The 15,403-nt window shown below is 63.3% G+C and carries 2 protein-coding genes; one reads left to right on the top strand and one right to left on the bottom strand.

The annotated features are described in order from the left end of the window. Positions 1-24: 24 nt before the first annotated feature. The gene (locus tag QRQ56_RS25250; RefSeq protein WP_438743797.1) at positions 25-1,125 is read right to left on the bottom strand and encodes a helix-turn-helix transcriptional regulator; all 1,101 of its coding nucleotides are present in this window, start codon (positions 1,123-1,125) and stop codon (positions 25-27) included. A gap of 1,030 nt (positions 1,126-2,155) precedes the next feature. Here QRQ56_RS25250 and QRQ56_RS25245 point away from each other — a divergent pair. Then, the gene (locus QRQ56_RS25245) at positions 2,156-15,253 is read left to right on the top strand and encodes a VCBS domain-containing protein (RefSeq protein ID WP_438743796.1); all 13,098 of its coding nucleotides are present in this window, start codon (positions 2,156-2,158) and stop codon (positions 15,251-15,253) included. The last annotated feature ends 150 nt before the right edge of the window (positions 15,254-15,403 follow it).

Here is a 15,403-nt window from a genome sequence, read left to right as displayed (position 1 = left end):
CCACTGCTGTGGACAAGCCAAACATCACCCCAACTGGGAAATCAGCGTCACCAGCTCCGACTGGCGATGAACTCCCGTCTTCGAGAAGATCGACTTCAGGTGATTGCGCGCCGTTTCGCGCGAGATATGCAGCTGTTCGGCGGCGCCGGCGATCGATGTGCCGGTGACGAGCAGGGCGGCCAGTCGGGATTCCGCCGGGGTGAGGTCGAAGGCCTGGCCGATCAGCGCGGGGTTCGGCGCCGGGCGCGGCGTGAGGTTGGACAGGATCAGCATGGCGCGCGCACCGAGGAAGACCGAGCGCGCCGCGCCGTCCACCGGCAGCAGCCGCAGCACGACCGGGGGCTTGGCCGAGCGGCGGACGAGGATCGGAGAGGCGGGGATCGCGACGGCGTCCGGTGTCGAGCGGATCATGCCGATCAGCTGATCGAATCTTGCCATCGCCTGCTTGTCGCGGAGCAGCAGGCGCCGGTCCCTGATGCGGATCTCATCGTCGAAGCCGCGGTCGGCCGCCTGGTTCGTCCGCAGAACCATTCCTTCCCGATCCAGCGCCAGCGCAGGTTGGCGGACCCGGTCGAGGACGTCGGTCATCGAAGTCAGCACGGCCCGCCCGATCGCCGTGGCGAGCGTGGCCGTCTCGGTCAGGCGCGGCGCCAATTGGGCCAGCAGCTCCTTGTCGCGGGCCTCGAATGCGCCTTCGCGCCCCGTTCGCTGGATCGTCAATGCCCACGCCGCGCTGTCGGCCCAGAAGCCGATGCCGGCGAACCATCGGTAGCCCGATGGAAACAGCAGCTCGTTGTACATGGGATCGGCGCGGATCTGCTCCGGGCTCATGACGTCGAGATCGGTCACGACCTCGCCGGCCATCATGCGCGGGAAGCCCTTGGCGCGGGGGTCCCTCAAATGCCAGTTATTCCTGAAATAGAGTTCGGTCGCTTCCGCGATCGATGCCGTGCGGGGAACGTCCGGGGTCCGGACATCGCTCTGAAGCAGCAGGGCCGCCGACGCCCCGACCGCCTTGCAGATGTCGTCCATGATGCCGTGCCAGGCCGCCGGATTCACGGCGGCCTCGCCAAGTCGATTGAGAACTTTCGACAGCTCCTCATGGTCGATTCGATTGGCTTTCACGAGCGGTCCTCCCTCCGCTGAGCCCTGGTCATTCGCTGCTCGCCGGCGTGCCAATCCCGCGGCATGCCGTGCAGACGCTCCCTTACGTCGGGCCTTTTGGTACGTTTCCCTGACCGGTCATGCTTCGTGAGGAGGCGGCTCGACGCAAGCCCTTTGCCGTTTTTTCCTGAAAAGCGGCGATAGACCAAAGTCTAACGGATAAGGCCCTTTGGAGCGTCGTCGGCAGGCGCCGGATGACCCATTCGGGTCATGCGTCGAGACCTGCCGGCGCTATTCCATGGAAGAGGAATAGTTTTCATTTCGGGAATCGGGATGACGTTGCTCTGCGTAAGCCAGTTGGGTTTCGGTGCTGCTGTCCTGCGCCCGTGGATTCTCGGCAGAGTTGAGGTGCGGCAGAGTGTCGCAGTGACCCCTGCGGGGAGAGCCGTAAATGGCCTGCCTGCGCCATCAGTGGTGGTAGCTCGCCGGATTGGCAGCCTGGGCGATCCCGTCACGCCGGACTCGAGGCGCAGCGCGATTGCTTCGTTCCAGCCCTTATTGGGCTGCAGTCCTGCAAAGCTTCGATCACGTGATTTGCCGGGATCCGGCGTGACCGCAGACCGGAGGCACGCGCCGTATCGGCTGCGCCGTTCAGTCCACACCCTGCTTAAGGTTAGCCGCTGTGCTGTCTTGACGCAGTCACGCAACAGTGGAAACAATTTGCAATTATCAGAAAAGTCTTTTCGACGGTCGGGAATTGCAATTTCGAGACTCCGGTCGACGCCGGGCAACGGGGCCAAGCGTCGAACACCAGGTCGAACAATAACAAGACCACATCATTTCAAACTCACGCCGTTGGGCTGACGGCGAACCCAAGAAATCAAGAACATAACGGGAGGGGCTCACCATGAGCGACCGCATGATGTCACGCGTCGCGTCCATACCGCGTTCCGCTTTCGACGACTGAGCATTTCTCCATCCGCACAACGCGACGCTGCCTCCGCGCGCTCGCGAACAATGCCTGTTGCCCCATTGAGAAAGATGAATCGCCATGATCATTAACGGCACCAACGCGAACGATCAGATCACCGGCACCAGCTCGTCCGACATCATCAATGCGAAGAACGGCGACGATGCCGTCGGCGCCGGGGCGGGCAATGATCTCATCCAGGGCGGCAACGGCAACGACACCATCAATGCGGGCACGGGCAACGACATCATCGACGCCGGCAATGGCAACGACACGGTGGATGGCGGCACCGGCAACGACATCATTTTCGGCGGCAACGGCAACGATACGCTGCTCGGCGGGGCGGGCAATGACCTGATCTCCGGCGACAACGGCGACGATGTCATCGACGGCGGCGCCGGCACCGACATCGTCAGCGGCGGCAACGGCAACGACATCCTGATCTATCGTGCCTCGGAGAACGTGGGCTCGGTCGATATCTACGACGGCGGCAAGGGCCAGGACACGCTCCGCCTCGTCGTGACGCAAACGATGGCGAACTCGGCCTCGTTCAGGTCTGATGTTGCGGCCATCCAGGCCCTTATCGCGCGCTATGGCAGCGCGGATTATGCATTCAGGAGCTTCGACCTCGCCGTCATCTCGATCGAAAAGGTCGAAATCGTCATCGAAGGCCCGACCAATCACGCGCCGGTTGCAGTCGCGGACACCGCCTCCGTCAAGGAGGACGTGACGACGCTTGCCAGCGGCAATCTGCTCGCAAACGACACGGACGCCGATGCCGGTGATACCCACACCGTGTCCGCCGTGGCGGGGGGCACGGACAACGGCACCACGATCACCGTCGCCGGGACCTATGGAACGCTGGTGGTCACCAAGGCGACCGGCGCCTACACCTACACGCTCAACAATTCCAGCGCCTCCGTGCAAGCGCTCGCCGCAGGCCAGCAGGTGACGGAGCAGTTCACCTACACGAATGCCGACAACCACGGTGGAACGGGCTCGTCGACGCTTGCGGTGACCGTCACCGGCAACAACGACACGGCTACGATCACGGTGTCGGGGAGCCAGGACATCTCCGTGACCGAGGCCGGAACCGTGGCCGGCGATCCCAGCGCGTCGGGCAAGCTTGCGGTGGTTGATGCCGACACCGGCCAGGACCATTTCGCAGTCCCGGCCTCGCTCGCCGGCACCTACGGCGATTTCACCTTCAATGCGGCGACGGGCGCCTGGACCTACACGCTCGATCCCGTGAAGTCGAACCCGCTCACCGCAGGGCAGCAGGTCACCGACACCCTGACGGTCACTTCAGCCGACGGCACCGCCAGCCGCAATATCGTGGTGAACATCACGGGCACCAACGATGCAGCCGTGATCGGCAATCTCGGTCAGCACGACGTCACCGAGGACGGCGTCCTGACGGCGTCCGGCACGTTGTCGATCAACGATGTCGATTTGAATCAGAATGCGTTCCAGACCGTCGTCGCCTCGGCTGGCAATCTCGGGACGCTGACGATCGGCGCCAACGGTGCCTACAGCTATTCGGTCGCCAACAACCTCGTTCAATATCTCGGCCAGGGTGAGACCCGCGACGAGACCTTCACCGTCAAGGCCGTAGACGGCACGGCGAAGAACGTGACGTTCACGATCCATGGCGTCAACGACGCCGCCGCCATCGGCGATCCCAGCCAGCACGACGTCACCGAGGATGGCCAGCTGACGGCATCCGGCCAGCTGACCATCAGCGATGCCGACCAGAACCAGGCCGCGTTCCAGGCCGGCCAGATCACGGCATCCGGGAATCTCGGCACGGTGACGCTGCAGGCCGACGGCCATTACACCTATTCGGTCGGGAATGCGGCTGTTCAGTATCTCGGCGCCAACGACGTCAAGACGGAGACGTTTACGGTCAGCTCCGTCGACGGCACGACCAAGAACATCAGCTTCAATATCCATGGCGCCCAGGATGCGCCGAATCTCAGCGTTCAGGACTCCTCGGGTCACGCCGATCAGAACATCACGCTGCACATCGCAGCGAGCAAGATCGACCTGAGCAGCACCCTGTCGGTGAAGATCGAGGGCGTGCCGTCGAGCTTCACGGTCCAGAATGGCGCGTCGGTCGGCGACGGCACCTGGCTGGTGACGGGCGACTCGGTCCAGAGCGTCGTCCTGATCCCGAACCAAGCCGTCGGCAACCCCACTCCGTTCACCCTGCACGTCACCGCCATCTCCGACGACGGTGTTCATCAGGCGGTGAGCACGGGCTCCCTTCAACTGACCGTGCAATCCGGCGTCAACGAGATCAACGCGCTGGATATCGACGGCTATATCGGCGGCGCGACCGTCTTTGCCGACGCCAACAACAACGGAATACTCGACGCGGGCGAGGCCTACACGACGACGAGGGCCGACGGCAGCTTCACGCTGGCGGGCGGATCCGGTCCGCTCGTGAGCATCGGCGGTGTCGATATCTCGACGGGCTTGCAGGTCGCGGGCGTGCTGAGGGCGCCGGAGGGCTCCACCGTCATCACGCCGCTGACGACCTTGATCGTCGCGCTGGTCGACAGCACGGCAGGAGACGAGCATCCGCTGACGGTGGACCAGGCCATCGGCGCCATTGCGGCTGCGTTCAACGTAAATCTCGCCTCCGATCCCCAAAACCCCATCGACCTATTGTCGTACGATCCGGTACCTGCTGCGGTGAGCGGCGATGCGACCGCGACCGCCGTGCTTGCGGCGGCCATCCAGGTCCAAAGCACGGTCGCTCAGGTGTCGGCGGTCGGCGTGGCGCCCGATGCCGTCATTTCAGCGATTGCAGGGGCCATCACGGCATCTCAGACCGTTCCCAATGCGCCGGCCTTCGATCTTTCGTCTTCGGATACGGTTCAGAGTGTCGTCACGGCGTCCGGTGTCAGCACGGCCGCTGCCGCGACGGTGATCGAGGTCGTTGCTGCCGCGAACGACAGCATCCAGACCGCCACGAACGTCACCGAGCTGGCGCAAGCCGGTCAGGTCGCCCAAGGCGCAGCCGCCGATAAATTGGCGACGACCGACTTTACGGATCAAAGTTCCATCGACCAACTGACCGACCAATTTGTCGATCATCTCGACACCGAGGTCGCGAACGCCGTGCTGACCCCGATCGGGAGCACCCTGTTCGGTTCGCTCGGCGATGACGTGCTGGCCGGCGGAAGCGGCAACGATCTGATCGATGGCCAGGACGGCAACGATCGCATCAGCGGCGGCGACGGGAACGACATCCTGTTCGGCGGGGCCGGCAAGGACTATCTGACCGGCGGCGCCGGCGACGACATTCTCGACGGCGGCCCGGGCTTCGACCGCGCCGTCTATACCGACGCGACCGGCGGCGTCACGATCAACCTCGCGGCGGGAACGGCGTCCGGCGCAGGCGTGGATACGGACACGCTCGTCAACATCGAAGCTGCCATCGGCAGCAACTTCGCCGATACGTTCAACGCAGCCGGCTTTACCGGCGACGCTCATGTCCCCGGCAGTCCGGTCGGCTACAACGAGTTCGAAGGCAAGGGCGGCGACGACACCATCATCAGCAACACCAACAGCCAGGGAGCGGAGCTGACGCGCGTCTCCTATGTCAGCGCCACCGGGGCGGTGACGGTGGATCTCGCGGCCGGTTATGCGCAGGGTGATGCGTCGGTGGGCCATGACACTCTCGTCGGCTCCGGCTTCAACGGTGCCTGGGGCTCGGCCTACAACGATACGATTCTCGGCAGCAACAATCCGATGTTCACCGCGGAGGTGTATTCGGGCTTTGCGGGCAACGACTACATCGACGGTCGCGGTGGCTTTGATCGCGTGGACTACAACGTCGATCCGAACACCACGACGGGAATCACGGTCAATCTGGCCGGCGGCGTCGTGACCGGCGATTCGACCGTCGGAACCGATACGCTGCGCGGCATCGAGGCGATCCGCGGCACCAACTTTGTCGATACCTACAATGCCACCGGCTTCGGCTCGGGCAGCGTCAATGCCGGCTCGAACGGGACGTTCAACGAGTTCACCGGCAACGGTGGCGACGACTTCATCACCGGCAACGGCTTCACGCGGCTCGGCTTCAACAACGCGACCGGCGGGGTCCAGGTCGACTTCGTGACCGGCATCGCCACCGGCGATTTGTCCGTCGGACGCGATCAATTCACCGGCGTCAACGCCGTTCAGGCATCGATGTTCAACGACACGCTGCTGGGCGGTGCGACCAACGACACGTTCACCGGCCTTGCGGGCAACGACTATATCGACGGCCGTGGCGGCTTCGACGTCTCGTCCTACAACAACATCTTCTTCGTCACGGGCAGCATCACCGTCGATATGGCGGCCGGCATCGTCACCGGAGACGCGTCGAACGGCGTCGACACGCTTTTGTCGATCGAAGGCATTCAGGGCACCAGCTTCGACGACACATACAATGCGACCGGCTATGGCACGACCGGGGCCAATATCGGAAACAACGGGACCTTCAACCAGTTCGAAGGCCTTGGCGGCGACGACCAGATCACCGGCAACGGCAACACGCGCCTGATCTTCGTCAACGCGACCGGCGGGGTGACCATCAATCTCGCCGGCGGCACCGCCACCGGCGACGGCTCGACGGGCCACGACAGCTTCACGGGCGTCAACAGTGCGTTCGGCAGCAATTTTGCCGACATTTACGATGCAACGGGCTTCACCGGTCCCAACGCGAGCTTCAATTCGTTCCAGGGCAATGCCGGGAGCGACATCATCACCGGCAACGGCAATACACAGATCCAGTTCGGCAATGCGACCGGCGGCGTGAGCGTCAATCTCACCGCCGGCACGGTCGACGGCGACGGCTCGGTCGGCCACGACACCATCACCGGTGGCGTGTTCAACGTGGCGGGGTCCAACTTCAGCGACACCATCATCGGCAGCGCGGGCAATGACAGTCTCTCGGGCAATGTAGGCAACGACATCCTGGATGGTCGCGCCGGCAACGACTCCCTCAACGGCGGCGCCGGCACGGACACTTTCGTCTATGCGACAGGCGGCGGCTTCGACTTCGTCCAGGACTTCGTCCATGGCCAGGACAAGATCGATCTGACCGGCCTTTACGGCATCTACAGCCTTGCCGATCTGCAATCGCATGCCGTGCAGGCCGGCCCCAACACCGTCATCACCTTCAGCGCGAGCGAGGGCCTCACGCTTCAGAACGTCAATCTGAGCAGCTTGACGGCGAGCGACTTCCTGTTCGGCACGCCCGCGGCGCCGATCGTCGGCGACGGCAACGCGAATACGCTCGTCGGCACGGCGAACTCCGAAACGATCAGCGGCCTCGGCGGCAATGATCGGCTTCAGGGTCTGGGCGGCAGTGATTATCTGGATGGCGGTCTGGGCTTCGACCGAGCGGTCTATACCGACGCGACCGGTGGTGTTTCCATCAATCTTACAGCAGGTACGGCATCTGGACCGGGCGTCGGAACGGACACGCTCGTCAACATCGAAGGCGCGGTCGGCAGCGACTTTGCTGATACGTTTGATGCTACCGGGTTTACGGGTGACAGCGGAATCCCGGGAGCCGCGATCGGCTTGGCCGAGTTCGAGGGCAGGGGCGGGAACGACACCATCGTCGGCTCAGTCAATGCTTCCGGTGAAATCCTGGGTCGGGTTTCCTATGCCAGTGCCACGGCGGCCGTGACGGTCGACATTGCTGCGGGAATCGCCGACGGCGATGCTTCGGTCGGACACGATACGTTCAGCGCCATCAACGCGATCGTCGGCTCCGCCTATGCCGACACTCTGCTCGGCAGCGATAATCCCAGCGGCACTTACGAGCAGTACGATGCACGCGGCGGCGATGATCTGATCGACGGCCGCGGCGGCTACGATTTTGCGAGCTATAATAACGACGCGTCGACGACATCCGGCCTTACGGTCAACCTCGCCGCCGGCATCGTCACGGGTGATAGCTCGGTCGGTACCGACACGTTGCGTTCGGTCGAGGCAGTGCGCGGCACCAATTTCGCCGACACCTACAGCGCCATCGGATTCAGCGGCGCGAGCACCAATGCCGGCTCGTTCGGCACCTTCAATAACTTCGAAGGTATGGGCGGCGACGATACGATCACCGGAAACGGCGCGACCCGGGTCCAGTACACCCTGGCGCTCGACGGCGTGACGGTCGATCTTGCCCTGGGAACGGCCCACGGTACCGCGGCTGGCGACATCGCGCAGGTCGGCACCGATCATTTCACGGGTGTCAATGCGGTGATGGGATCGCTGTTTGGCGACGTCATCAACGGAAGCAGTGCCAGCGAAGTCTTTATGGGGCTCGCCGGAAACGATCAGATCAACGGTGGCGCCGGGTTCGACACCGCTCAATACAGCAACCTGACCTTCGTCACGGGTGGCGTCAACGTCAATATGGCGAGCGGCACGGTCACCGGCGATGCCTCGACGGGGACCGATACTCTGCGCTCGATCGAGGGCGTTCAGGGCACGATATTCGCCGATACCTATGATGCGACAGGCTTTGGTCAGGCTGGCGCACTCAACGTCGGCAACAACGGCACTTCCAACAATTTCGAAGGCTTCGGCGGGGATGATGTCGTAACCGGCAATGGCAGCACGAGGCTAATCTACGGCAACGCTACGGGTGGTGTGACCATCAGCATGAGTGCCGGCACGGTCACGGGTGATGTGTCCGTCGGCCATGATAGCTTCACCAACATCAACGCCGTCAACGGCAGTAATTTCGCCGATCTTTACGACGCGACCGGATTTGTCGGCCCGAACAACAATTTCAATATATTCCAGGGCGTGGGTGGCGACGATCAGATCATCGGCAACGGCAACACTCAAATTCAGTATGGCAATGCCACGACCTCGGGCGTGACGGTCAATTTGGCGGCGGGCACCGCGAGCGGTGACGGGAGCGTCGGCCATGACACCTTCACCGGCGTCAACCAGGTTGTCGGCAGCAACTTTGCCGACGTCTACGACGCAACCGGCTTCAACAGCGTCTACGGAACGTTCAACAACTTCATGGGCGGTGCCGGCAACGACACCATCACCGGTAACGGCGATACGCAGATCACATTCGGCAATCCGACAGGTGGCGTTATCGTCAACCTTGCGGCAGGAACCGTCGACGGCGATGCGTCGGTGGGGCACGACACGATCACGGGCGGCGTCAGGGCTGTCCAGGGCACGATATTCAATGACAGCCTCACCAGTGGCGATGGCGACAACACCCTGTTCGGCAATGCCGGCAGCGATGTTCTCGATGGCGGTGCCGGGAACGACTATTTGAGCGGTGGTACCGGTGCCGATACCTTCATCTACGCGACCGGCGATGGTGCGGACTACGTCCAGGACTTCCTCCATGGCGATGGAGACAAGATAGATCTGACCGGCGTCAACGGAGTGTTCAGCCTTGCCGACGTGCAGGCTCACGCGACGCAAAATGGTTTAGACACCAGCCTGGACTTCGGGGGCGGCAATACCCTGTATTTGCAGAACGTCAATCTCGGCTCCCTCACCGCGAGCGACTTCGTGTTCGGGACGCCGATCGTTGGAGACGACAATCCCAATACGCTGGTCGGTACGTCGCACAATGACACGATCGTTGCCCTCGGGGGTAACGACATGCTTGAGGGCGGCGGCGGTCTCGACCTTCTCGACGGTGGATCTGGCTTCGACCGAGCCATCTATGCCGCGGCAACGGGCGGCATCACCGCCAACCTCGCCGCTGGCACCGCCTCGGGCGCCGGCGTCGGAGCGGACACGCTCGTCAACATCGAGGGGGTGATCGGCAGCGATTTCGCCGACACGTTCAATGCGGCCGGCTTCATCGGCTCGACCGGCCTGCCCGGCGTCGCCACCGGCCAAAGTGAATTCGAGGGGCGCGGCGGTGACGACATCGTCGTCGGCAACATCAACGCCCTGGGGCAGGCCGTGACCCGGATGTCCTATCTGGGAGCAACCGGCGCTGTCACGGCGGACATCGGGGCAGGCACCGCGGATGGCGATGCCTCCGTCGGCCACGACACCTTCTCCAACGTCTCGACGATCTGGGGCTCGGCCTATAACGACACGATCTACGGCAGCGACAATGCGTCCTTCACTTACGAGACCTATGAAGGTCGCGGCGGTGACGACTATATCGACGGCCGCGGCGGCTACGACCAGGTCACCTATAATTCGGACACGACGACCACGTCGGGCATTTACGTTCACCTTGCCGCGGGTACGGTGAACGGTGATGCGACTGTCGGCACCGACACGATTCGCAGCGTCGAAGCCGCGCGCGGCACCAATTTCGACGACACGTTCGATGCGACGGGCTTCGGCCAGCTTGGTGCGACCAATGTCGGCTCCTCCGGGACCTTCAACGATTTCGCCGGCGCCGGCGGCAACGACACCATCATCGGCAACGGCTCTACCCGCCTGAATTACCAGATCGCGGCCGCGAGCGTCAGCGTTGACCTCGAGACCAGCGTCATCGGGACCACGAATGCGGTCACGGTGGCCGGTAGCGCCACGGGTGCGACGGAGGGTACCGATACCTTCACCGGCGTCAACGCCGTGCAGGGCTCGACCTTCTCCGATTCAATGCTCGGAAGCAGCTTCAACAACAACTTCACCGGGCTCGGCGGCGACGATTACATCGACGGCCGCGGCGGTTTTGACACCGCGATCTACAACAGCCTGAGCACGGTCACGAGTGGCGTGACCGTTGATATGGCCGCTGGCACGGCGACCGGTGATGCGTCGATCGGAACGGATACGCTGCGCTCGATCGAGGGCATTCAGGGAACCGGCTATGCCGACACCTATGTGGCGACCGGCTTTGGCGGTGTGAGCGCCAACGCCGGCTCGTTCGGCAATTTCAACCAGTTCGAAGGCCTCGGTGGCGACGACCAGATCACCGGCAACAACAACACGCGACTGATCTACTCGAATGCCACGGGAGGCGTCACCGTCAACCTGAACGCGGGTTCGGTCACGGGCGATGCGTCGGTCGGACATGACAGCTTCACGGGCGTCAACAGCGCCTATGGCAGCAATTATGCCGACACGTACAATGCGACGGGCTTCATTGGGTTCAATTCCTTCCAGGGCCAGGGCGGCAACGACCTCATCACCGGCAACGGCAGCACGCAGCTGATGTTCGCCAACGCGACCTCTGGCGTGATCGTCAACCTCGCGAACGGCACCGTGGATGGCGATGGTTCTGTGGGGCACGACACCATCACGGGAGGGGTAACCAGCGTTTCGGGCTCGAACTTCGACGACACCATCACCGGTTCTGCCGGCAACGATCAGCTGCTCGGCAACAGCGGCAACGACCTGCTCGGCGGCGGTGCCGGCAACGATAGCCTGAACGGCGGCACTGGCGCTGACACCTTCATCTATGCCGTCGGCGGAGGCGCCGACACTATCGTCGACTTCCTGCATGCGGACGCGGACAAGATCGACCTCACGGGCGTCCCCGGTGTCTCGAGCCTTGCCGACATTCAGGCGCTTGCGACCCAACAGGGGTCGAACACGGTCATCGACTTCGGCAATGGCGACACCCTCACGCTGCTGAACGTGACGCTGTCGAACCTTACGGCTGCCGACTTCGTCCTCGGGCAGGGCGTGCATCTCGTCGGCGACGCCAACGCAAATACGCTGGTCGGGACCGCCTACGCGGACAATCTGAGTGGCCTTGCGGGCAACGATCGCCTCAAGGGCCTCGACGGCAACGATCTGCTCGATGGCGGCCTCGGCTTCGACCGTGCCGACTATGTCGCGGCAACGGGCGGCATCACCGCAAATCTCGCGGCAGGCTCCGTGACGGGTCCAGGCGTCGGCACGGACGCCCTGGTGAATATCGAAGGCATCGTAGGCAGCGACTATGCCGACACGTTCAACGCGACCGGCTTTACCGGCGATACCGGCATTGCCGGCACCAATGTGGGCTTCAACGAGTTCGAAGGCCGCGGCGGCAACGACAGCATCACGGGAGGAATGAACAGCCTGGGTGCGCTCTTGACGCGCATCTCCTACGTCAGCGCAACGGGCAGCGTGACCGTCGATCTGGCGGCCCATTCGGCGGTCGGAGACGGCTCGGTCGGCACTGATACCCTGGTGGGTTCGGGCTTCGGAGGCGTTGTCGGCTCAGGGTTTGCCGACCAACTGCTCGGCAGCGCCAACGGCCCCGGCACCGTGGAAATCTTCGAAGGTCGAGCCGGCGACGACTTCATCGACGGCCGAGGCGGCTTCGACCGGGCGGACTATGCGCTCGATCCGGCCGCGGTCGGCGGGATCAACGTTCAGCTGGCCGTGGGTACCGTAACGGGCGATGCCACGACGGTCGGCACAGACACGCTGCGATCGGTCGAATCCGTGCGCGGCTCGAACGCCGCCGACACCTTCAACGCCGGCGGCTTCAGCCAGCTCAGCCAAAATGCAGGTTCCAACGGGACCTTCAACGAATTCATCGGCATGGGAGGCAACGACAGCATCACCGGCAACGGCAACACCCGCGTTTCCTTCACCAACGCAACCGGCGCCGTGGTCGTTGATCTGCTGGCCGGCACCGCAAGCGGCGACGCATCCACGGGCAACGATACGTTCAGCGGCGTCAACGCCGTGATGGCGTCGATGTACAACGACATCATCCGCGGCAGCAACATTACGACGGCGACGGAGACGTTCACCGGCCTTGCCGGCGACGATTTCATCGACGGCCGCGGCGGCTTCGACGTCGTCAGCTACAACAACATCTACTTCTCCACCGGCCCTGTCACCATCGACTTCACGGCAGGCACCGCGACCGGAGACGCCTCGATCGGCAACGATACGCTCCGCGGGATCGAGGGGGCTCAGGGCACCACCTTCAACGACGTCTTCACGGCCACGAATTTCGGCGCCGTCGGCTTCCAGAACGGCGCGACCAACAACGTCGGCAACAACGGCAATTTCAACCAGTTCGAAGGTCTGGCCGGCAACGATACGATCACCGGCAACGGCAACACCCGAATCATCTATTCCAGCGCGACCGATGCCGTGACCGTCAACCTGCAGGCCGGCACAGCAACCGGCGGCGGCTCGATCGGGACCGACACCTATGTGGGCGTCAACAGTGCGACCGGCAGCAATCTGGACGACACTTACAATGCCACCGGCTTCACCGGTGTCACCTCGGCCGGATCGTTCGGCACCTTCAACCTGTTCGAAGGTCTGCTCGGTAACGACACCATCACGGGTAACGGCAATACAAGGGTCTCCTATTCGCAGGCGAGCGGGGGCGGAGTTTCCGTCGACCTTTCGACCGGGCATGTGAGCGGTGCGGCGGGTGCCGACGTCATCACGGGCGGCGTCAACAGCGTCCAGGGCTCGAACCAGGTCGACCTCTTGGTCGGTGGCTCGAACAACGAGTTCTTCTTCGGCGGTGGCGGTGGCGACACCATCAACGCCGGCGGCGGAAACGACGGCATTACCGGCCAGGGCGGCGATGACGCGATCGACGGTGGCGCCGGTACCGACATGGCGATCTTCTCAGGGTTACAAGCGCAATACAACGTCACGACGTCAGGGACGATCCAGGTTCAAGACACAGTCGCGAACCGCGACGGCACCGACACGCTGAGTAACGTCGAGGTGCTGCAGTTCAGCGATGGCATCCTGTTGCAGTCGTCGGGCACGTTGGGAAGCCCGATCGATCTCTCGACGCAGCAATTCTCCAACTCGGCGACCGTGATCGGAACCGCCGGGGACGATTATCTCCGCGTCGGGTCCAACATCTTCGGGCACGCGCTCAATCTGGGTGCGGGGACGGGCGACACCGTCCTGCTCAACGGCACCTTCGGCAACGGCTACACGCTCAATCTGGCCGGCGTCGAGAACGTGATCGGCACCGGCGCCGACGAATTCGTCAATCTGACGGCGAACGCCAACGGGCTGGTCGTCGATCTCGGCGACGGCAACGATCAGCTCAGCCTCGCGGGCGGTGCCAATACGCTCAGCCTGATCGGCGTCGAGAATATCGGCGGGTCCGATTTCGGTCCGACGCCCGGCGTCAACGACGTGCTGACCTTGTCGACGACGGTCACGGGCCTGAACATCAGCCTCGGCAACGGCGACAATACGATGTACCTCGCTGCCGGCGCGAACTCGTTCACGAACATCTACGACGTCAACCACGTCAACGGAACGGCGAGCGACGACACCCTGACCGTCACCGGCTCGATCGGGGCGGCCAACGGCGTCGCGATCGATCTCGGCGACGGCCAGGACACGATCGTCCTTGGCGGAAACTTCGCTACCTTCGCCGCGACCGGTGTCGAACACATCAACGGCAATTCGGGCGACAATCAGCTCACCTTGACGAGTGACAGCAACGGTGTCGCCATCGACATGGGCGGCGGAAGCGACTGGGTGTGGCTCGCCAACGGCGTCAACTCGCTCAGCATCAGCGGCGTCGAGAACCTCAACGGCAGCGACTTCACCGGCAATCTCTTTCCGTCCGACGACACGCTCACGCTGCTGAACACCGTGTCGGGCGTCAGCGTCAATCTCGGAGAGGGAACGGCCAACGTCCTCAATCTCGCCGCAGGGAGCAACTCGTTCGACAATCTGTGGAACGTGAATCAGCTGAACGGCAGCTCGTCGGACGACGTCCTGACGCTGCAGGGCAGCCCGGCGAACGTGATCGATCTCGGCGACGGCAATGACACCCTGAACATCAACATGAATGTCTTCGACATCACGGTGACGAACGTCGAAACCATCAACGGTTCCGCGAATTTCGACCGGATCACGATCGGCAACACCTCGGGTAACACCACGATCACAGCCGGGGCGGGGGCGGACGAGATCTTCGCGAGCGGAGGACATGACAACTTCCGCTTCCTCAGCACCGCGGATTCCGCCGCCGGTGCTGCCGATACCATCCACAATTTCGACGCGGCCAACGATAGTTTCACGTTCTCCGGCATCAGCGTCGCCGGCGGTCACATCGAATATGTGGATGGGGCGACTCTGCTCGGCGGCAACCAGGCTTCGGCTCATCTTCAGAACATCGGGCCGGGCAACGACTATCTCCAGATCGATATCGATGGTGACGGAACGAGCGACATGGACGTGAGCCTGCTGAACGCCAGCGGCGCGCTCCACAATGGCAACTTCCTGACCTGAGAAAGAAGGCCGGCTTCGGAGATGGCGCAACGCCTGTCTCCGGAGCCGCTGCCGGCTTTGCATCGGATTGATCCGCCGCGCGGAATTGGCGTGCGGTCCCCAAAAAAAGACCGCCGCCACCTCATCGGTGGATCGGCGGTCTGTGGTCGA

The organism is Bradyrhizobium sp. U531, assembly GCF_051710265.1.
Classification (GTDB): domain Bacteria; phylum Pseudomonadota; class Alphaproteobacteria; order Rhizobiales; family Xanthobacteraceae; genus Bradyrhizobium.
This window is presented reverse-complemented; position numbering and strand designations above follow the sequence as displayed.